The sequence below is a fragment of the Pseudophaeobacter arcticus DSM 23566 genome (assembly GCF_000473205.1).
GTDB classification, from domain to species: Bacteria; Pseudomonadota; Alphaproteobacteria; order Rhodobacterales; family Rhodobacteraceae; genus Pseudophaeobacter; species Pseudophaeobacter arcticus.
The window spans coordinates 3,607,559-3,626,763 of sequence record NZ_KI421507.1 but is presented as its reverse complement, the minus strand read 5'-3'; the positions used below and the strand labels follow the sequence as shown (position 1 = coordinate 3,626,763).

The 19,205-nt window shown below is 59.2% G+C and carries 17 protein-coding genes; 8 read left to right on the top strand and 9 right to left on the bottom strand.

Annotation, left to right across the window (positions count from 1 at the left end; genetic code table 11):
- Window positions 1-24 precede the first annotated feature (24 nt).
- Window positions 25-1,023, top strand: coding sequence for an asparaginase (locus tag ARCT_RS0121995; protein WP_027242003.1), 999 nt, complete (start codon window positions 25-27; stop codon window positions 1,021-1,023).
- Window positions 1,024-1,190: 167 nt separating this feature from the next.
- Here the strand turns inward: ARCT_RS0121995 and ARCT_RS0121990 are convergent, their stop codons facing one another.
- From ARCT_RS0121990 to ARCT_RS0121980, 3 genes are all read right to left on the bottom strand, one after another.
- Complete coding sequence (locus ARCT_RS0121990; protein ID WP_027242002.1) at window positions 1,191-1,949, bottom strand: TSUP family transporter; 759 nt, start codon at window positions 1,947-1,949, stop codon at window positions 1,191-1,193.
- A 6-nt stretch (window positions 1,950-1,955) separates the two neighbouring features.
- Window positions 1,956-2,831 carry a phosphoserine phosphatase SerB gene (gene serB / locus ARCT_RS0121985; RefSeq protein WP_027242001.1) on the bottom strand — a complete coding sequence of 292 codons (876 nt, stop codon included), beginning with the start codon at window positions 2,829-2,831 and terminating at the stop codon, window positions 1,956-1,958.
- A 234-nt stretch (window positions 2,832-3,065) separates the two neighbouring features.
- Window positions 3,066-3,521 (bottom strand): hypothetical protein, encoded by a 456-nt coding sequence (locus tag ARCT_RS0121980; protein WP_036785319.1) that lies wholly within the window; start codon window positions 3,519-3,521, stop codon window positions 3,066-3,068.
- Window positions 3,522-3,777: 256 nt separating this feature from the next.
- On the opposite strand from ARCT_RS0121980, the gene ARCT_RS0121975 reads away from it, so the two are divergent.
- Window positions 3,778-4,923, top strand: coding sequence for a phosphoserine transaminase (locus ARCT_RS0121975; protein WP_027241999.1), 1,146 nt, complete (start codon window positions 3,778-3,780; stop codon window positions 4,921-4,923).
- A 156-nt stretch (window positions 4,924-5,079) separates the two neighbouring features.
- Window positions 5,080-6,675, top strand: coding sequence for a phosphoglycerate dehydrogenase (gene serA / locus ARCT_RS0121970; RefSeq protein WP_027241998.1), 1,596 nt, complete (start codon window positions 5,080-5,082; stop codon window positions 6,673-6,675).
- A gap of 67 nt (window positions 6,676-6,742) precedes the next feature.
- Here the strand turns inward: serA and ARCT_RS0121965 are convergent, their stop codons facing one another.
- Entirely contained in the window at window positions 6,743-8,341 is a 1,599-nt protein-coding gene (locus tag ARCT_RS0121965) for a hypothetical protein (RefSeq protein WP_027241997.1), read from the bottom strand.
- A 156-nt stretch (window positions 8,342-8,497) separates the two neighbouring features.
- Between ARCT_RS0121965 and ARCT_RS0121960 the strand changes: the two genes are divergently transcribed.
- The gene (locus ARCT_RS0121960) at window positions 8,498-9,229 is read left to right on the top strand and encodes a metallophosphoesterase family protein (RefSeq protein WP_027241996.1); all 732 of its coding nucleotides are present in this window, start codon (window positions 8,498-8,500) and stop codon (window positions 9,227-9,229) included.
- Between the two features lie 163 nt (window positions 9,230-9,392).
- Here ARCT_RS0121960 and tdh read toward each other — a convergent pair whose 3' ends face one another.
- The 3 genes from tdh to ARCT_RS0121945 all read right to left on the bottom strand — a co-directional run bounded on the left by tdh (window position 9,393) and on the right by ARCT_RS0121945 (window position 12,497).
- Window positions 9,393-10,451, bottom strand: a complete 1,059-nt coding sequence (gene tdh / locus ARCT_RS0121955; RefSeq protein ID WP_027241995.1) for an L-threonine 3-dehydrogenase — start codon at window positions 10,449-10,451, stop codon at window positions 9,393-9,395.
- Complete coding sequence (locus tag ARCT_RS0121950) at window positions 10,448-11,650, bottom strand: glycine C-acetyltransferase (RefSeq protein ID WP_027241994.1); 1,203 nt, start codon at window positions 11,648-11,650, stop codon at window positions 10,448-10,450. The genes tdh and ARCT_RS0121950 overlap by 4 nt, the downstream gene beginning before the upstream one ends.
- A 280-nt stretch (window positions 11,651-11,930) precedes the next feature.
- Window positions 11,931-12,497 carry a helix-turn-helix domain-containing protein gene (locus ARCT_RS0121945; RefSeq protein ID WP_027241993.1) on the bottom strand — a complete coding sequence of 189 codons (567 nt, stop codon included), beginning with the start codon at window positions 12,495-12,497 and terminating at the stop codon, window positions 11,931-11,933.
- A gap of 122 nt (window positions 12,498-12,619) precedes the next feature.
- On the opposite strand from ARCT_RS0121945, the gene ARCT_RS0121940 reads away from it, so the two are divergent.
- Complete coding sequence (locus ARCT_RS0121940; protein ID WP_027241992.1) at window positions 12,620-13,795, top strand: acetyl-CoA C-acyltransferase family protein; 1,176 nt, start codon at window positions 12,620-12,622, stop codon at window positions 13,793-13,795.
- 112 nt (window positions 13,796-13,907) lie between these two features.
- On the opposite strand, the gene ubiB is transcribed toward ARCT_RS0121940, so the two are convergent.
- Together ubiB and ubiE are read right to left on the bottom strand one after the other, a co-directional pair.
- Window positions 13,908-15,437 carry a 2-polyprenylphenol 6-hydroxylase gene (gene ubiB, locus ARCT_RS0121935; RefSeq protein WP_027241991.1) on the bottom strand — a complete coding sequence of 510 codons (1,530 nt, stop codon included), beginning with the start codon at window positions 15,435-15,437 and terminating at the stop codon, window positions 13,908-13,910.
- Between the two features lie 3 nt (window positions 15,438-15,440).
- Window positions 15,441-16,193 carry a bifunctional demethylmenaquinone methyltransferase/2-methoxy-6-polyprenyl-1,4-benzoquinol methylase UbiE gene (gene ubiE, locus ARCT_RS0121930; protein ID WP_027241990.1) on the bottom strand — a complete coding sequence of 251 codons (753 nt, stop codon included), beginning with the start codon at window positions 16,191-16,193 and terminating at the stop codon, window positions 15,441-15,443.
- 236 nt (window positions 16,194-16,429) lie between these two features.
- Here ubiE and mutM point away from each other — a divergent pair, with 236 nt between their 5' ends.
- From mutM to rpsT, 3 genes are all read left to right on the top strand, one after another.
- Window positions 16,430-17,281: a bifunctional DNA-formamidopyrimidine glycosylase/DNA-(apurinic or apyrimidinic site) lyase gene (gene mutM / locus ARCT_RS0121925; RefSeq protein WP_027241989.1), complete on the top strand. Its 852-nt coding sequence runs from the start codon at window positions 16,430-16,432 to the stop codon at window positions 17,279-17,281.
- Between the two features lie 63 nt (window positions 17,282-17,344).
- A complete protein-coding gene (locus ARCT_RS0121920; RefSeq protein ID WP_027241988.1) occupies window positions 17,345-18,121 on the top strand; it encodes an enoyl-CoA hydratase in 777 nt (258 codons plus the stop codon).
- Window positions 18,122-18,392: 271 nt separating this feature from the next.
- Window positions 18,393-18,656 (top strand): 30S ribosomal protein S20, encoded by a 264-nt coding sequence (gene rpsT, locus ARCT_RS0121915; RefSeq protein ID WP_009810156.1) that lies wholly within the window; start codon window positions 18,393-18,395, stop codon window positions 18,654-18,656.
- Window positions 18,657-19,205: the final 549 nt, after the last annotated feature.

Here is a 19,205-nt window from a genome sequence, read left to right as displayed (position 1 = left end):
TCGCCAACAAAAGAGGCTGAAACGATGACAAAACCGGTTCCAATGGCAGAAGTTTGGCGTGGATCCCTGCTGGAGAGCCTGCATCTGGGCCATGCGGTGATCTGCGATGACAACGGTCAGATTGTGCGCAGCTGGGGGAATGCGGATGCGGTGATCTACCCGCGCAGCTCGGCCAAGATGATCCAGGCGCTGCCGCTGATCACCTCTGGGGCGGCGGCCAAATATGGTCTCAACACCGAGCAGCTGGCGCTGTCCTGTGCCTCGCATAATGGCGCCCATATCCATACCGACCGGGTGAATTCCTGGCTGGCGCAGCTGGGGCTGGGCGATGATGATTTCCGCTGTGGACCGCAAGAGCCGGACGATATCCCGGCCCGCAACGCACTGATCAAGACCGACAGCAGCCCCTGCCAGGTGCATAACAATTGCTCCGGCAAACACGCCGGATTTTTGACCCTGAATCAGCATCTGGGCGCTGGGCCTGACTATGTCGAGATCGACCATCCGGTGCAGCAGGCCTGCCTCACGGCCTTTGAAGAGGCGACGGATATGGCGAGCCCCACCTATGGCATTGATGGTTGCTCGGCGCCGAATTTTGCCACCACGGTGCATGGGTTGGCGCGAGCGATGTCCTGGTTTGCCTCGGCTGCGGATCGCTCTGATCGTGCCTCGGATGCGGCGGCGCAGCTGGTTTCGGCGATGGTGACACATCCGGATCTGGTGGCGGGGGAAACCCGCGCCTGCACCAATCTGATGCGGGCCATGGGGGGCAAAGTTGCGGTGAAAACCGGAGCCGAGGCGGTGTTTGTTGCCATCATTCCCGAAAAGAAACTGGGGGTCGCGGTGAAGATTGTCGATGGCGCCACCCGCGCCAGCGAATGTGTCATTGCCTCTATCCTGGTGGGGCTGGGGGTGCTGGATGCGGATCATCCCGAGACCCGTAAATATGTCAATGCGCCCCTGTTGAACCGGCGCGGTATCAATTGCGGCTCTGTGCGCCCCAGCGCCGAGATGCTGTTCTAGCCAGAGCTATTTGCGCGGCCGGTGACAGACAGGGCAAAGGGGGGGGGCTCCCGCCCGTCGGCGTTTCGGGGCCGAAACGCCGACCCTTGGGCCCGGCGCCGCGCTATCGCGCGGCGCGGCAGCGCCTGAAACTGGGGATGCGGAAAACTGGGGATGCGGATTTGGGGCTAAAGCATGTCCCAGATCAGCTTGATCGCCAAGGCAAGTGAGGTCAGCACCAGCAGGGGTTTGATCAGCGTGGCGCCTTTGGTCTGGGCCAGGGTTGCGCCAGCCTGTGCGCCGGCAATTTGCGCAACGCCCATGCACAACCCGGTGATCCACCAGGGCGTTGCCATCAGCGCAAAGGCACAAAGCGCCCCGGCGTTGGAGGCCAGGTTCAGCAGTTTGGTATGGGCGGTTGCCTTTAGGATGCCGTAGCCCGCAAGCGAGACAAAGGCGAGCATATAGAAGCTGCCAGCTCCCGGTCCCAGCAGCCCGTCATAGGCTCCGCAGAGCGGCACCATGGTCATGGCAAAAACAGCAGGGCTGAGGCGGCGGGCACGATCCTGATCGCCAAGCCCCTTTTTGAAGGCAAAAAACAGAGCAATGCCGATCAGCAGAACCGGCAGGATCATCCGGATCCAACCGGTGGGCAATATGGTGATCAGCAGGGCGCCAAGGATGGAGGCCACAAAGGCAATCAGCGCCGATCCCGCCTGATCCCGCAGGGTCACATGGCCGCCTTTGGCATAGGCGCGGGCGGCGGTTGCGGCGCCAAACAAGCCTTGGATCTTGTTGGTGGCCAGGGCTGTTACCGGATTGGCGCCGGCCAGCAGCAGCACAGGCACGGTGATCAAGCCACCGCCCCCCGCAACCGCGTCGATAAACCCGGCAACAAACCCCGCTGCCATCAACAACAGCAGGGTTTCAATACCCACTTCCAGCATCTGATTTTATCCTTTGAAATCGGAGCGGGCATAGCCCTGAATGTACAACAGCGCGGTCAGATCACCGTGGTTGATGCGGATTTCACACTGGGCCGCAACCGAGGGTTTGGCATGCAGCGCCACGCCGGACCCGGCGCGCAGCAACATGCCCAGATCATTGGCGCCATCGCCGACAGCGATCACATCTGCCTCGCTGAGAGAGAGCTTGGCGGTGATCTGTTCGAGCGCTTCCACCTTGGCCGCCCGCCCGAGGATCGGCAGACCTGGCTTGCCGGTGAGCTTCCCATCCGCCACCAGCAGCGTATTGGCGCGATTCTCGTCAAAGCCAAGCTCGGCTGCGATGCGGGTGGTAAAGGCGGTAAAGCCACCGGAGACCAGGGCGGCATAGGCCCCCGCAGCCTTCATGGTGGCCAAAAGAGTTGGGCCGCCGGGCATCAGCGAGATGCGCGTGTCCAGAACCTGAGTGATGACGGTTTCGGGCAGACCTTTCAGCAGGCTGACCCGTTCGATCAGGGCGCCGTCAAAATCCAGCTCACCGTTCATGGCGCGGGCAGTGATGTCTTTTACACTGGGGCCAACGCCTGCTTCTTCGGCCAGCTCGTCGATGCATTCCTGCTCGATCATGGTCGAATCCATATCGGCCAGCAGCATCTTTTTGCGCCGGTTGGCGGCGGGCTGCAGCACCAGATCCACGCCGATATTCTGCAGGTCTTCCCAGACTTGCCATTGATTGTCAGGCCGGGCTTCGAGCGCGAATTCTGCTGCGATATCAGGGGCAAGCCAGAGGACCTCGCCGCCGCCCCAGGCATTGCGCAGGGAGTCGACCAGGGCAGGATCCAGGCAGGGTTTGGCAGGGTTGCAAAGCAGCGTGGCTATATACATGAGACAGTTCCATCTGGCGCGTGGGTCGCGCTCTCATAGCCTCCGGAGCCGGTGGGAACCAGCCCCCAAACTTTTGGACCTGCGGGGGTGCCGCTAGAGTTCGCCCAATTTGAACAACTCCACAGCGATCCAGCGGTTGTGGGGGAGTTCTGCCAGGATGACCCTCACCATGGCGCCATAATTGCTCCCCAGAGGCCAGTTCAGACTGCCAAGAACCCGACTGCGGGTGAAGCGTCAGCAGTTGTTGAGATATTGCACCCGCACCGCGCCGTTGGGCCAGTCCATGCCAGGTTTTGAATTCTGAAACAGCTGCTGGGCAACGACCTGATATTTCTGAGGCGTCAGCACCCCGATGCCGATCATGGTCTTTTTGGCCCAGCAATCGGCCTGCGCTTCGGCACCAGGGAAGTAATTGCCCAGAGTATGGGCCAGCGCATGGTGGGCGCATTCGTGGTAATAGAAAAATTCGACAGTCGCGGGATGCATGTTGGCGGTGACACTGGGGTTCCACAGCACAACGGGCATCCCGTTTGGCGCGTTTTTCGCAATCGCAATGTCAGGAATTGTCTGATCCGGAAAATAGCTGACCGGAATGTTCTGTGCATTGAAGCAGGTGGGATAGGACTGTGCCTGGGCGGTATTCCCAAAAATGATCAGGCCGAGGCAGGCGACAAACAGAAAACGAATCATTTCCATTACTCCAGAATCAAAGGTCTTGCGCAGCCGGATGTGGTGACCAGAGCTGCAATGAATTCACGGTTCAAAACCTAACACGGAAGTGGTGATCGCCAAGAAGTTTCCGAAAGGCGTCACGATGTGTCGCAAAAATAATCCAAAGCGGCGCTCAGTGGCCATTTTGTGCTTGCGGCATGCCTGTCTGCCCCCTAGCTCTAGCAGCGGGACACCCTTCCCCAACGAAGGGCAGATATCTGTAAGGATAGCATTTATGGCTACTCAGCAACCGGCAACGCGGCCGGCCAACCCGCGTTTCTCCTCTGGCCCCTGCGCCAAACCCCCTACATTTGAATTGTCCAAACTGGCCGACGCCCCCCTGGGTCGCAGCCACCGCGCGAGCATTGGCAAGGCCAAGCTGAAGGATGCCATCGAAGGCACCCGCGAAATCCTGGGCATCCCCGCTGACTATCGTATCGGCATCGTTCCCGCGTCTGACACTGGCGCGGTTGAAATGGCCCTGTGGTCGCTTTTGGGCGAACGCAGGGTTGAGATGCTGGCCTGGGAAAGCTTTGGTGCAGGCTGGGTCACCGATGTGGTGAAGCAACTGAAGATCGACGCCGAGGTGAAAACCGCCGACTACGGTCAGATCGTTGATCTGGCCTCTGTCGATTGCACCAACGATGTGGTCTTTACCTGGAATGGCACCACCGCTGGCGTGCGGGTTCCCAACGCCGACTGGATTGCCGATGACCGCGCCGGTCTGACCATCTGCGACGCGACCAGCGCCGCCTTTGCGATGGATCTGCCCTGGGACAAGCTGGATGTGACCACCTTTTCCTGGCAGAAGGTTCTGGGCGGTGAAGCGGCCCATGGGATGATTGTTCTGTCGCCCCGCGCTGTGGAACGGCTGGAAAGCTACACCCCGGCCTGGCCCCTGCCCAAGATCTTCCGGATGACCAAAGGCGGCAAGCTGATCGAGGGTATCTTTACCGGTGCCACCATCAATACGCCGTCGATGCTGGCGGTCGAGGATTACCTCTTTGCGCTGGACTGGGCCCGCTCGGTGGGTGGCCTGACAGGCATGATCGCCCGGGCTGATGCCAATGCGCAGGCCGTGTTTGATTTCTGCGAAGCCAACGACTGGATCGCCAATCTGGCCGAAGACGCGGCGACGCGCTCGAATACCTCGGTCTGTCTGAAGTTCACTGACGCGCGCATTCAGGACGGCGCTGCCTTTGCCAAGGCCGTGGCCAAGCGTCTGGAAGCGGAAAACATCGCGCTGGACATCGGTGCCTATCGTGACGCGCCGGCCGGTCTGCGGATCTGGTGTGGTGGCACGGTGGAAACCGCTGACATCCAGGCCATGCTGCCCTGGCTTGCCTGGGCCTTTGAGGCCGAGATTGCCGCACAAGGCTAAAGTATTTTGCCCGGCCGATAGGCCGGGTAGCGCCCAACCGCCCCGTATTGCCAAAGGCAAACCTTTGGTTTGACGGGCGGGCGCATCGCCCCCTTCCCTCGGTCGGTTGCTGCCCTATCGCACCTCCGGCCCCCGATATTCAAAGGACCTCCCAACATGGCTCCCAAAGTACTCATCTCCGACAAACTCTCCGAAGCCGCCGTACAGATCTTTCGTGATCGCGGCATCGACGTGGATTTCCAGCCCGATTTGGGCAAAGACAAAGACAAACTGGCCGAAGTCATTGGTCAGTATGACGGTCTGGCCATCCGCTCGGCGACCAAGGTGACGGACAAGATCCTCGCCAATGCCACCAACCTCAAGGTCATTGCCCGGGCCGGCATCGGCACCGACAACATCGACAAGGAAGCCGCGTCGAAAAAAGGTGTGATCGTGATGAACACGCCTTTTGGCAACATGATCACCACTGCCGAGCACGCGATTGCGATGATGTTTGCCGTGGCGCGCCAGATCCCCGAGGCCTCTGCTTCGACCCATGCCGGCAAATGGGAAAAGTCCAAATTCATGGGCACCGAGCTGACCAATAAAACCCTGGGCGTTATTGGCGCCGGCAATATCGGTGGCATCGTTTGTGACCGCGCCCGTGGGCTGAAGATGAAAGTCATCGCCTATGATCCCTTCCTGGGGCAGGAAAAGGCCGACAAGATGGGCGTTGAAAAGGTCGAGCTGGACGACCTGCTGGCCCGCGCCGACTTTATCACTCTGCATGTGCCGCTGACCGATCAGACCCGCAACATCCTGTCCCGTGAAAACCTCGCCAAGACCAAAAAAGGCGTGCGCATCATTAACTGTGCCCGTGGTGGCCTGGTGGACGAAGAGGCCCTGGCCGAGGCGCTGACTTCGGGCCATGTGGCTGGTGCGGCCTTTGACGTGTTCTCCGAAGAACCTGCCAAGGAAAACACCCTGTTCAACCTGCCCAACGTGGTCTGCACGCCCCATTTGGGCGCGGCAACAACCGAGGCACAGGAAAACGTCGCCCTGCAGGTGGCCGAGCAGATGTCGAACTACCTGCTGACTGGTGCCGTTGAAAACGCGCTCAACATGCCAAGCGTCACTGCCGAAGAAGCCAAGGTCATGGGGCCCTGGATCAAACTGGCTGAACACCTGGGCTCTTTTGTGGGGCAGATGACGGATGAGCCGATCAAGGCGATCAACATCCTCTATGATGGTGTCGCCGCCGAGATGAACCTGGACGCGCTGAACTGCGCCGTGGTTGCGGGCATCATGAAAAAGGTGAACCCGGATGTGAACATGGTCTCCGCCCCGGTGGTGGCCAAGGAACGTGGCATCCAGATCTCCACCACCAATCAGGACAAAACCGGTGCCTTTGATGGCTATATCAAGGTGACAGCCGTCACTGACAAGCGCGAACGCTCGGTTGCGGGCACGGTGTTTTCGGATGGCAAGCCGCGCTTTATCCAGATCAAGGGTATCAATATCGACGCCGAGGTGGGTGCACATATGCTCTACACCACCAACAACGACGTGCCCGGCATCATCGGCACCCTGGGTCAGACCATGGGTGAGCACGGCGTCAACATCGCCAACTTTACCCTGGGCCGGTCTGAGGCCGGTGGCGAGGCCATCGCGCTGCTCTATGTGGACGACGTCGTCCCCGCCGAAGCCCGCGCCAAACTGGCCGAAAGCGATCTGTTCAACCAGATCAAACCGCTGGTTTTTGACGTTGCCTGATCAAGGCTAACGCGAAAAAAAGAAAGCCGCCGGAAGGACCCCCCCGGCGGCTTTTTCATGTCTGTTGTTATTCCCGCCGAATAACCCCAGCAATCGCCGCCGCGCCCAGGGCGGTGATGAACCAGCCCGCGAGTTTTACCAGCCAGTTCAACACCCAGAGAACTGCCCCCAGTTTGGTTGCGGTTGTTGGCGCCCAGGCGACCTCTTGCCCTAATGGCACCAGCGGGATGAAGACATCTGCGGCATATGCGAGGGCGCAAAAGGTCTCGTAGTGTTGTCCGGCCGGGGTCGCCAGCCAAGCCTCTGCCGGGTTGAGTTCAATAACGGCCCGTCCCCATTCGTCCGACAACAGCACCACCGGGGCGTTCGGCACCATGCCACCTAGCCTGTAGGTGAGCGACGACAGAATCGCCATGGCCAGAATAACACCGCCGGTCCAATAAAAGATCAGCCTTGGTTTGTAGCCATAGCCGACCAGCCTGCGCAGGGTCCCGCTCCAAAGGGTCGCGAAAAACTGTTCCTCCCACAGCTTTGCCAGTTCAACCTGGCTGTTTTGCTGCGCCTGCTGGGATTGGTCTCGAAACGCGGGCTTGGCGTGTTCCGCCTTCAGCGCCGCAATGCGATCCCGCCCCCGCTGTTTCTCAGCCTGGGCGAGTCGCTTTTCCTTCGCCAGCAAAACCTGCCGCGCCCCATGATCATGCCCCATCTCGCGCAGCACCTTGGCCAGTTGTGTGTAGGGCTGTGGTGAGAATTTTCCATCCATAGTTGATCCGCTTTGAACCCAAGAGATGAGTTCAGAAGCGTGGGCATTTGTTACAAGATGATCGTAGGTGAAATTATCTAATAGAAACTCTTGGGTTTTGTCCCAGCTTTCTATGTCGCTAGCTACTGTTGAGAAATATGCACCATTCAGATCCAGTAAACCTCTGCATTCGTGTACACCGCGCCAAAAAAGGCTATTCGCTTTTGTGCTTTGCAAATGAAGAGCACGAATTCCATCTCCAAAAAATGAGCTATTTGTGAAGTCAAGCGTCCCACCGATGACAGCGTTGTTTAGATCAACAATTTCGGTTGCGCAAAATCCACCGTTCATGAACAGGCTGCCTGCAATAGAAGCGCTTTGAGCCGAAAATGCTATTTGTCCGTCTGAAGAAAAAAAGCCATTGCTGCAATTGAGCTGGCCCCCAATCTCAGCTCCCATAAGATTCACAAATCCCAAGGAGCGAAAACCTTCTCTGAGAACGACATTTCCTTTGAACTCTGCGGCATGTGCATTGAGTCCGTTTTGCAAAGTGCTACCTTGCAGAATTAGGCCGTCAAATCTGCAGCGATGGGCCTCAATTTTTTCTTCAAAGAAGCTGTTCACCAACATCGTTGCACCGCTGGTTTTTGCGTAGTGCAAATCCAGAGAGTGCTGAACGTATGCACCACAAAGCTGCATACCACTGTTGTGAACCCGATATTTTTTGCAACCACCCAATATCAGATAGCGCAACAGATCTGCGCCGACTGTACGGGTATCGCTGGGGGCGGTGGGCAAGGTGCCGTCGCCTAATTTGCAAAGCCATCCTTCTTGGCAGCACTCAATCAATTGTTCTTCAGCCGCAGTCAGCTCTTTAGCCCAACGGGCCTTTTTGATATCCGCCCATGTCCGAATGTTGCGCATGAAATCCCCTTAACCAATGGTTGCAAGCCTAGGATCTGCTTCGCGGCGAGGCAAGCGCGCCTCTGTGGGGGCTCCCTTGGCACTGTCGCAGCTCTGCCCTTGTGATGTGCGGCGGCTTGGGTCATCAATTGCGCAACTGAGCCAAGGAGATGCCCCATGACCCAACCGATCTACGCCATTGGTGATATTCACGGCCAGCTAGGCATGCTGGAGGAGGCGCTGGCGCGGATCGAGGCGGATGGCGGGCCGGATGCGCGTGTGGTCTTCCTGGGCGACTACGTTGATCGCGGGCCGGAGTCGCGCGGGGTGATTGAGCTGTTGTCACAGGGGCTGGCAGCAGGGCGCAATTGGGTCTGTCTGATGGGCAATCACGACCGGATGTTTTCCATGTTCATGGAGGATTACCCGCGCAATGATGCGCGCCTGCTGGTGGGCTATCACTGGCTGCATGATCGCATCGGCGGGGCTGAGACGCTGCAATCCTACGGCGCCGAGGTGACCGAGGGCACCCGGATTTACGAGCTGCACACTCAGGCGTTAAAGGTGGTGCCCGAGCACCATCGCCGCTTTCTGAATGCGTTGCCGGATTATCACCAGGAGGGCGAGCTGCTGTTTGTCCATGCCGGCATTCGCCCGGGTGTGGCACTGGAGGACCAAAGCCAGGATGACAAGATCTGGATCCGCCAGGAATTCCTGAACGATCAGAGCGACCATCCCTGGCTGGTGGTACATGGGCATACACAGATCCCCGCGCCGGAACATCGTGGCAATCGGGTCAACCTTGATTCCGGCGCCGGCTTTGGTCGCGCACTCACGGCAGCTGTGTTTGAGGGGCGGGACTGCTGGGTGCTTGGTGCTGAGGGGCGCAGTCCTCTTTTGGCCCCTTAAAAGCACCAGCTGATCCGGGAAAGTGACAATTGTGCGTAAATTGCACATATTCAGTAAAGAAATTTTGTGTATGCTGGAAGTGTGATCGGCGGTTCGGTAGTGAGTTCCCTTTGGCTGAGGCCCAAGTTGTCTTTGTTGCCGCCGATTACCAGCTTTAATTGGCTCAGGGCTGATTGATCTGGTTCCAGTCCAGGACCACCTTGCCGCTATTTCCCGATTTCATCGCCGCGAATCCCTCGGCAAAGTCTTCGACGCCAAACCGGTGGGTGATGACGGCGCTCACATCCAGACCATTTTGCAACATGGCGATCATCTTGTACCAGGTTTCAAAGATCTCGCGGCCGTAGACCCCTTTGAGCGTCAGCGCCTTGAACACGATGCGGCTCCAGTCGACCGGAGATTTTCCCGGCGGGATGCCAAGCAGGGCGATGCGCCCGCCCATCACCAGGGCTTCGACCATTTGATCCAGCGCGCTCTGGTTGCCCGACATTTCCAGCCCGACATCAAAGCCCTGGCGCATGCCAAGTTCGGCAATGACGTCATTCAGATCTTCGTGGGCCACATTGACAGGGCGCACATTGGCCACTTTGGCGGCCAGCTCCAGCCGACCGGGGTTCACATCGGTGATCGCCACATGGCGGGCGCCGGCGTGGCGCGCCACCGCAGCGGCCATGATGCCAATCGGGCCGGCGCCGGTGATCAATACGTCTTCGCCCACCAGATCAAAGCTGAGCGCAGTATGCACCGCATTGCCAAGCGGGTCGAGAATCGCGCCGATGTCGTCGGAAATATCATCCGGCAGCGGCACAACATTAAAGGCCGGCAGCGCCAGATACTGGGCAAAGGCGCCCTGTTCGTTGACGCCGATACCGCGGGTTTCGGGATCCAGGTGAAATTTCCCGGCGCGGCTTTGCCGGGAATGATGGCCAATCAAATGCCCCTCGCCCGAGCAGCGCTGGCCAATCGCCAGATCAGTGACATTGCGCCCCAGCTCGACGATTTCACCGGCAAATTCATGCCCGGTGATCAGCGGCACGGGCACCGTCTTTTGCGCCCAGGCGTCCCAGTTCCAGATATGTACATCGGTGCCGCAGATGCCGGTCTTGTTGATCTTGATCAGCACCTCATCCGGGCCGATTTCCGGCACCGGTGCCTGCACCTTCCACAGGCCTTCACGTGGATGCGACTTTTCCAGCGCCGTCATGGTGTTTGGTCGTGTCATGTGAGGATCCCCAGGTCTTTGCCCACCTTGCCAAAGGCAGCCAGCGCGCGGGTCAGTTCCGCGCGGGTCAGGGCGGCGTTCATCTGCGTGCGAATACGGGCCTGGCCGCGCGGCACCACGGGGAAGAAAAACCCCGAGACATAGACGCCCTGGTCAAACAGCGCTGCCGCCATATCCTGTGCCAGCTGCGCCTCGCCCAGCATCACCGGTACGATGGGGTGTTCGCCGGGCAACAAATCAAACCCCAGATCGCTGAGGCCCTGGCGCCAGAAACGGGTATTTTCAAACAGCCGGGCGCGCAGGTCGGCGCCTTTTTCAACCAATGAGATGGCTTCTAACCCGGCAGCGACAATTGCAGGCGGCAGCGAATTGGAGAACAAATAGGGCCGCGCCCGCTGCCGCAGCAGGTCGATCACTGGCTGCGGCCCGGCGATATAACCGCCAATGGCCCCTCCCAGTGCTTTGCCCAAAGTCCCGGTGACGATGTCCACATCGACGCCAAAATGATCCGGTGTTCCGGCGCCATTTGGCCCCATGAACCCGGTGGCGTGGCAATCGTCCACCATCACCACCGCGTCATATTTATCCGCCAGGGCGCGAATTTCCGGCAGCTTGGCCAGATAGCCATCCATCGAGAACACCCCGTCGGTGGCAATCATGATATGGCGTGCGCCATCCGCGCGGGCCTGTTTCAGCCAGGCCTCCAGATCACTCATATCGCTGTTGAGGTAGCGATAGCGCTTGGCCTTGCACAGGCGCACCCCGTCGATGATCGACGCATGGTTCAGACTATCCGAGATAATGGCGTCCTCTGGCCCCAGCAGCGGCTCGAACAACCCGCCGTTGGCGTCAAAACAGGCGGCAAACAGAATGGCATCATCCTTGTTCAGGAACTTGGCCAGGCGTTGCTCCAGCTCACGGTGGATGTCTTGCGTGCCGCAGATAAAGCGGACCGAGGCCATGCCAAAGCCTTTGTCATCCATCCCGCCACGCGCCGCTGCAATCAGATCCGGGTGATCGGCAAGGCCCAGGTAGTTGTTGGCGCAGAGGTTGATCACCTCGCGGGTGCCGCCCGTGCCATCCTGCACCTCAATTTCGCCCCCTTGTGGGGAGGTGATCATTCGTTCCCGCTTGTACAGGCCATCGGCCTCAATCTGTGCCAGCGTCTCAGAGATATCGTTCAGAAATGCAGTGCTCATGGCGGGAAACTCCTTATCCGTGGAATCGCATCTATCATAACGGAAGAAATTCCCAAATAGAAGATTTCACTATCTCGGAAAAAAATCCGTGAAAATGGATTTTTCATGGAGAGGGCCGCCCCCACCATGGCGCGGGCGCATTGCAATACAGGGCCTGACAGTCCACACCAAGGTGGGGTTGCAGCGCTATATTGCAAGGGATCTGGCGGGTGGGTTTCAAATCACCCGGCCGCCGATGTATCACGGGGCGTTTAGAAAAACGTCCTGTCAGGATTTGAAATCAGGCATCTTTCACAATCAGAAACACCCGCGCAGCCCCGTTTGGTGCGGTGATCGCATGGCTCACGTCGGCAGCATAGCGGGCGGTGTCGCCAGCCTGCAGGTGATCCCTGGCACTGCCCGAGGTGAGCTCGATCTCGCCCTCCAGCACCGTCAGCTGTTCATGCGCGCCGCGGGTATGGGGCTGGCTGGTCAGGGCGCCGCCCTTGTCAAAGCGGATATCATAGACCTCATGACCGCCGGCCTCTTCCGGCGGTGACAGGATGCGGATGCGGCAGCCTTCGCCGATGTTTTCGATCTTGGGCACATCGACGGCGCGCAAGACCTCGATGTGGTCCTGCTGGTCGCCGGATTCCAACAGGCCGGCAAAATCCACCTGCAGCGCACGGGTGAGGTTCCACAGCGTCGCAATGGTGGGGCTGCTTTCGCCGCGTTCGATCTGGCTGACCATCGAGCGGCTGACGCCGGAGAGATTGGCCACCGCCTCAAGGGAAAGCCCCTGGGCGCGGCGGGCTGCTTTCAGGCGGGCGGGCAGCAGTGTCAGGATATCGTCTGGGTTTTCCGTCATAACAGATGTCCTGCGGGTCCTGAGGCAATTTGTCAATGACGGGACGTCTAATCGGTGCAGGGGCAGACAGGAGGATGCTGCGACTGCATAATGCGCGCAACTGACTCGTGAGGAGAGAGATCATGACTGATATCGTCATTCTGGATGGTGCCCGCACCGCCATTGGTACCTTTGGTGGCGCGCTTGCCAATACCGCGCCTATTGATCTGGCGACAGTGGCCTCGAAGGCCGCGATGGAGCGCTCTGGTGTGGACCCGGAACAGATCGGCCATGTGGTTTTTGGTCATGTGATCAACACCGAACCGCGGGATATGTATCTGTCGCGAGTGGCGGCGATGCAGGCCGGTGTACCCCATGGCACCCCGGCGATGAATGTGAACCGTCTCTGTGGCTCGGGGGCGCAGGCGCTGGTGTCGGGCATTCAGTCGCTGATGCTGGGGGATGCGGAGTTTGCCCTGGCCGGTGGTGCGGAAAACATGTCGCGCAGCCCCTATATCATGCAGCAGCAGCGCTGGGGCGCCAAGATGGGCGATGTAAAATCGCTCGACATGATGCTGGGGGCGCTGAACTGCCCCTTTGGTACCGGCCATATGGGGGTAACGGCAGAGAATGTCGCGGATGAGCATCAGATCACCCGCGAACAGATGGATGAATTTGCCCTCGCCAGCCAGACCCGCGCGGCGGCCGCAATCGCGGCGGGCCATTTCAACAGCCAGATCACGCCGGTCGAGGTCAAGGTCAAGCGCGACATGGTGCCTTTTGAGGTGGACGAGCACCCCAAGGGCACCTCGCTGGAGGCACTGGCTGGTCTGCGGGCGGTGTTCAAGAAAGATGGCCGGGTGACCGCGGGCAATGCCAGCGGCATCAATGATGGCGCCGCCGCCCTGGTGCTGGCGCGGGCGGAGGCCGCCGAGAAGGCGGGGTTGAAGCCCAAGGCGCGGGTTCTGGGCTATGCCCATGCGGGTGTGCGTCCCGAGGTGATGGGTATTGGTCCGGTGCCTGCGGTGCTGAACCTGCTGGCCAAAACCGGCCTCAAAGCCAGCGATTTTGATGTGGTCGAAAGCAATGAAGCCTTTGCCTCGCAGGCCCTGGCGGTGAACAAGGAGCTGGGTCTGGATCCGGCAAAGGTGAACCCCAATGGCGGCGCAATTGCCCTGGGCCACCCGGTTGGTGCCACCGGTGCGCTGATCACCGTGAAGGCGCTTTATGAGCTGGAACGGATTGGTGGATCCAAGGCGCTGATCACCATGTGTATTGGTGGCGGTCAAGGCATTGCCCTGGCGATCGAACGTCTGTGACGTCGAGACGGGGTCGGGGGGCTTTGCCCCTCTGGCCCTTTGGGCCATTCACCCCAAGGTATTTGGGGTAAGATGAAAGGAGGGGCGCCGTGCTTGCGGCGCCCGTTCTTGTTCAGCTCAGCAGTTGGCTGACGAGGAGGGTGAGCAGAATTCCAGCGGTCGCGCCAACTGCGGCGGGGGTTTGCCAGGCGCGGTTCTTTTTATCGCCGCTGGGCTGCTGGGATTGCGCGATCAGCGCCTGTTCCATCAGGGCGGGCAGGCGCGGGCCAAAGCGGGCGATGACCTTGGCGGTTTTCATCAGATCCGAGGCAATGGCACGCGGGCCGATGCTTTTCTTGATGTAATCCTCGACCACGGGCTGGGCCACTTCCCAGATATTGATCCTGGGGTCCAGCGAGCGGGCGACGCCTTCGACCACCACCATGGTGCGTTGCAGAAGGATCAGCTCGGTACGGGTTTCCATGCCGAAGCGTTCGGTCACCTCGAACAGGTAGTTCAGCAGGTTGCCCATGGAGATCCGGCTGGCATCCATGCCAAAGATTGGCTCGCCCACGGCGCGAATGGCACGGGCGAATTCATCGACGTCGCGATCTGCGGGCACATAGCCGGCCTCGAAATGCACCTCGGCGACGCGTTTGTAATCGCGTTGGATAAAGCCAAAGAGGATCTCGGCGTAGACCCGGCGGGTGTATTCATCAATATGGCCCATGATGCCAAAGTCATAGGCAATGATATTGCCATTTGCGGCGACCTTGAGGTTTCCCTGATGCATATCGGCGTGAAAATAACCGTCGCGCAGGGCGTGGCGCAGGAACAGCGACAGCACCCGTTCCCCAAGCGCATGGCGATCATGGCCCGCTGCATCCAGGGCTGCATTGTCGCCCAGAGCCACCCCATCGGCCCAGTCCAGCGTCATCACCCGGCGGGCTGAGGCCTCCCAGCGGATGCGGGGCAGCTGAAAGCCTTCGTCCGCGCTGGTGTTGGCGGCAAATTCGGAGGCAGCGGAGCTTTCAAGCCGCAGATCCAGCTCGCCCTGTACCACCCCGTCAAAATGTTCGATCACTTCCATCGGGCGCAGTCGGCGGGCGCCGGGGGCAAAGAGATCGACGATGCGGGCGGCAAAGTAGAAGGCGTCGACGTCTTTGTTGAAGGCGCGTTCAATGCCGGGGCGCAGGACTTTGACAGCGACGTCTTCGCCGGTTTCCGCCAGCCGGGCGCGATGCACCTGTGCAATGGAGGCAGCCGCAATTGGGTCGCTGAATTCGGAAAATACCTCTGCCAATGGGCGGCCAAGTTCGCGTTCGACTTCGGCCATGGCTTCGGCGCGGGAGAAGGGAGGCAGCTGATCCTGCAGCACCCGCAATTGCTGTGCCATCTCTTCGCCGACCACATCCGGGCGGGTCGAGAGCACCTGGCCAAATTTGATATAGGCCGGACCCAGTGCTGTCAGGGCGCGTGTTGCCGGGGGCATGTTTGGATCGCCCTTGTAGCCAAGCCACTGAAAGGGCCAGCCCAGGGTATAGGCCAGGGCGCGCAGCGGTGCCGGCGCTTCAAAGGCGTCCAGCACCACGTCCATGGCGCCAGTGCGCACCATGGTGGCGCCGGTGCGGATCAGGCGGATGATATTGTGAGGGCCGCGCATCGCCTAGATTTTCCAGCCGGAATGCAGCGCCGCGATTCCCAGCGACAGGTTGCGGTATTTGGCATTGGTAAAGCCTGCGGCTTTCACCATCTCCAGAAATGTCTCCTGATCCGGGAAGTTGCGGATCGATTCCACCAGATACTGATAGCTGTCGTAATCATTGGCGATGAGCTTACCCATGCGCGGGATGACGTTGAAACTGTAGAGGTCATAGAGTTTTTGCATGCCGTCATTGGGCAGTTGGCTGAACTCCAGCACCATCAGGCGACCACCGGGTTTCAGCACCCGGTAGGCCTCGTTCAGGGCTTCTTGCGGGCGGGTGACGTTCCGGATGCCAAAGGAGATGGTGTAGACGTCGAATGTATTGTCCTTGAAGGGCAGGGCCATGGCGTCGCCGGTGACCCAATCCAGGCTCTGGGCCATCTGTTCGGCCTCGGCCCGTTTGCGGCCCTCTTCCAGCATCGGTGCGGTCAGATCCAGCACGGTGGAATGGCCATGACCGGCGCGTTTCAGGAAGCGAAAGGAGATATCGCCCGTACCACCGGCCACATCCAGCAGGCGCTGGCCGGGGCGCGGCGCCAGCCAATCCATCATCGCGTCTTTCCAGATCCGGTGGATGCCCATGCTCATCACGTCATTCATGATGTCATATTTGGAGGCCACGGAATTGAAGACGCCCTGCACCCGGCCTGCTTTTTCGTGCTCAGGGACGGTTTCAAAGCCAAAATGGGTGGTGCTGTCTGATCTGTCTGCCATGGGGACTTGCCTCTGCCGATACCGCCCCCTCTTATAGAGACCAAGGCCGGGAAGACAATTGGGCGAATGTGCAGCAGCGGGGCAGGGATGCGAGGTACCTTTTGGCGAGGCAGGTTTTGGCAAGCGCTCGGTTGTTCGGAAATCCCATATGACAGGCACGCAATTGATTCTTCTTGTCGCTGCGCAGTATTACTCCCATGACCATGCTTGGGATGCTTGCTTGATTAGGAATGAGAATGCCTGAACTGCCCGAAGTTGAAACCGTGATGCGGGGATTGCAGCCCTCGATGGAGGGGGCGGTGATTGCACAGGCCCATGTGAACCGGCCGGATCTGCGCTGGCCCTTTCCAGATCACATGGCAGAGCGGCTGACCGGCGCGCGGGTTGTGGCGCTGCGGCGGCGGTCAAAATACATCCTGGCGGAGCTGGACCGGGGTGAGACGCTGCTGGTGCATCTGGGCATGTCGGGGCGGATGACGGTTTCGGGTGATCCCTTGGGGCAGTTTGTGCATGAGCACCCGCAGGCGGCCAAACATGACCATGTGGTTTTTGACATGGAGAATGGCGCGCGGGTGACATTTAATGATCCGCGCCGCTTTGGCGCCATGGATCTGATCGACACAGCCGGGCTGGCCGAGCACAAGCTGCTGCGGGTGTTGGGGCCGGAACCCTTAGGCAATGACTTTCATGAGGACCACCTGATTGCCGCCTTCAAAGGCAAGAACTCCCCGGTGAAATCGGCGCTGCTGGATCAGGGAATCATCGCGGGCCTGGGTAACATCTACGTCTGCGAGGCGCTTTTTCGTGCTGAAATTTCGCCCAAACGCAAGGCGGGGCAACTCGCCGCAGCCCGTGTTGCAGGCCTGGTCCCCATCATTCGGCAGGTGCTGGAGGAGGCCATCAAAGCCGGGGGATCTTCGCTGAAAGATTTCCGCCAAGCCAATGGCGAGCTTGGATATTTTCAGCACAGCTTTGACGTCTATGGCCGCGAAGGAGAGCCCTGCAAACGGGAGGGCTGTAGCGGCACTATTGCCAGAATCACCCAGTCGGGGCGATCCTCTTTCTACTGTGGCAAGTGTCAAAGATAGCTTGAATGCGATGTTTGTCGTGGTAATGACTCGGTTCTGAACGGAACAACGAAAGCAATAATCATGGCCTATGAGACGATCAACGTCGATGTGCAGGACCACGTTTGTCTAATCAGACTGCATCGCCCCGAGGCGTTGAACGCACTCAATGCAGCGCTCGTGAGCGAGCTTTGCACTGCTTTGGAAGAAGCCGACGCCAGCGACAAGGTGCGTTGCATCGTGCTGACCGGATCGGAAAAGGCATTTGCCGCTGGTGCTGACATCAAAGAGATGTCGGAGATGAGCTTTACCGATGTCTATACCAGCAACCTGTTTGCGCAGGTGAATGACCGCATCGTGGCGATTCGCAAGCCAATCATCGCGGCCGTTGCGGGCTATGCGCTGGGCGGTGGCTGCGAGCTGGCGATGCTGTGCGATTTTGTCATTGCGGCGGAAACGGCCAAGTTCGGCCAGCCAGAGATCAACCTTGGCGTTGTGGCCGGCATTGGCGGCACCCAGCGTCTGACGCGGTTTGTCGGCAAATCCAAATCCATGGACATGAACCTCACCGGTCGCTTCATGGGTGCAGAAGAAGCCGAGCGCGCCGGTCTGGTGTCGCGGGTGGTGCCTGCCAAGAAACTGATCGAAGAAGCCATGGGCGCGGCGCAAAAGATTGCCGAGAAATCCCTGCTCACCGCGATGGCGGTCAAGGAAACGGTCAATCGCAGCTACGAGCTGCCGCTGAGCGAAGGCATGTTGTTTGAACGCCGGGTGTTCCACTCGATGTTTGCAACCGAAGACCAGAAAGAGGGCATGGCCGCCTTCCTGGAAAAACGCGAAGCCCAGTTCCGCGATAAGTAATCTGTTGGGGCCTGTGTCCAGGGTCTGCCCCAAGATCGGGGCGGTTCTTTTGGAATGGCCCCGGCAGTTTCACGGTGATTTGGCTGTCGCCGTAAGAGCCTCACCTGGGCCAGGTGGCAATCTGCTTGCATATTGCAGCCCATCCCATTAAAGACCGCAGCCATACATGCGCGTGCAGCCCGCTTGGCTAGAATCACTCCGAGATCCGATCCGGGTTTGGCTGGCCTGCGCCGACATATAAACACGAACCCGAAGATAAGGTCACAGAGACATGGCAAATAGCCCCCAAGCAAAAAAACGCGCCCGTCAGAACGAAAAGCGTTTTGCAGTAAACAAAGCTCGCCGTTCGCGCATCCGCACCTTCCTGCGTAAAGTTGAAGAAGCCATCGAATCTGGCAACAAAGAAGATGCAGCCGCAGCTCTGCGTCTGGCCGCTCCTGAGCTGATGCGTGGCGTGACCAAAGGCGTCTACCACAAGAACACGGCTTCGCGGAAAGTGTCCCGCCTGACTGCACGAGTCAAAGCTCTGGGTTGATTCCCTGCCGGGAATTTCCTGCAAGTAAGAATTTGAAAAAAATGAAGGCGTCGCATTTTTGCGGCGCCTTTTGATTTTCTCCTTATCTGACGGATACCTTCTGCAGTTGCGAGAGATTCTTTACGGCCAAAGCATGAGTCAACAACAGAGTTTCATTGCCGCTGCCCCCCGCAAATTGCTACCACATATACAGCGATTCACTCGCTGGGGGGACAGGCTGCTCACGGTAATCTTGACGGGCATCAAGGTTGCTTTACGGCGTAAGAGTTCACGGGAGGCCACTTTGGCTTCTCAATGATTCTGCGCCCTGCTGTATTGGGTTTTCAATCAGCAGCCTTGTCTCATTTGTGTGCAGAAACGGTTTTTAGTTTCAGGATAAGGCCACCGCATATTCGTGGCTTTTTGTTGGACAATCCGTTGCCCCATAGGGGAATGTGGTCAGGATACTCCTGTCCGCATGCGCAGAAGTTATGGGTGAAGCGCAGCTCTGAAATGGGCGCGAAAGAATGATAGGCGAAAGATAAACAGGCCGCTGCTTGTTTTTGGGGA

What these genes read in the sequence shown, in the direction of transcription:
- ARCT_RS0121940 (WP_027241992.1), top strand. Translation starts at nt 12,620, where the DNA reads ATGACTGATATCGTCATTCTGGATGGTGCCCGCACCGCCATTGGTACC.
- ubiB (WP_027241991.1), bottom strand. Translation starts at nt 15,437, where the DNA reads ATGCGCGGCCCTCACAATATCATCCGCCTGATCCGCACCGGCGCCACC.
- serB (WP_027242001.1), bottom strand. Translation starts at nt 2,831, where the DNA reads ATGTATATAGCCACGCTGCTTTGCAACCCTGCCAAACCCTGCCTGGAT.
- mutM (WP_027241989.1), top strand. Translation starts at nt 16,430, where the DNA reads ATGCCTGAACTGCCCGAAGTTGAAACCGTGATGCGGGGATTGCAGCCC.
- ubiE (WP_027241990.1), bottom strand. Translation starts at nt 16,193, where the DNA reads ATGGCAGACAGATCAGACAGCACCACCCATTTTGGCTTTGAAACCGTC.
- ARCT_RS0121995 (WP_027242003.1), top strand. Translation starts at nt 25, where the DNA reads ATGACAAAACCGGTTCCAATGGCAGAAGTTTGGCGTGGATCCCTGCTG.
- ARCT_RS0121980 (WP_036785319.1), bottom strand. Translation starts at nt 3,521, where the DNA reads ATGATTCGTTTTCTGTTTGTCGCCTGCCTCGGCCTGATCATTTTTGGG.
- ARCT_RS0121950 (WP_027241994.1), bottom strand. Translation starts at nt 11,650, where the DNA reads ATGAGCACTGCATTTCTGAACGATATCTCTGAGACGCTGGCACAGATT.
- serA (WP_027241998.1), top strand. Translation starts at nt 5,080, where the DNA reads ATGGCTCCCAAAGTACTCATCTCCGACAAACTCTCCGAAGCCGCCGTA.
- ARCT_RS0121945 (WP_027241993.1), bottom strand. Translation starts at nt 12,497, where the DNA reads ATGACGGAAAACCCAGACGATATCCTGACACTGCTGCCCGCCCGCCTG.
- tdh (WP_027241995.1), bottom strand. Translation starts at nt 10,451, where the DNA reads ATGACACGACCAAACACCATGACGGCGCTGGAAAAGTCGCATCCACGT.
- ARCT_RS0121990 (WP_027242002.1), bottom strand. Translation starts at nt 1,949, where the DNA reads ATGCTGGAAGTGGGTATTGAAACCCTGCTGTTGTTGATGGCAGCGGGG.
- ARCT_RS0121920 (WP_027241988.1), top strand. Translation starts at nt 17,345, where the DNA reads ATGGCCTATGAGACGATCAACGTCGATGTGCAGGACCACGTTTGTCTA.
- ARCT_RS0121960 (WP_027241996.1), top strand. Translation starts at nt 8,498, where the DNA reads ATGACCCAACCGATCTACGCCATTGGTGATATTCACGGCCAGCTAGGC.
- rpsT (WP_009810156.1), top strand. Translation starts at nt 18,393, where the DNA reads ATGGCAAATAGCCCCCAAGCAAAAAAACGCGCCCGTCAGAACGAAAAG.
- ARCT_RS0121975 (WP_027241999.1), top strand. Translation starts at nt 3,778, where the DNA reads ATGGCTACTCAGCAACCGGCAACGCGGCCGGCCAACCCGCGTTTCTCC.
- ARCT_RS0121965 (WP_027241997.1), bottom strand. Translation starts at nt 8,341, where the DNA reads ATGCGCAACATTCGGACATGGGCGGATATCAAAAAGGCCCGTTGGGCT.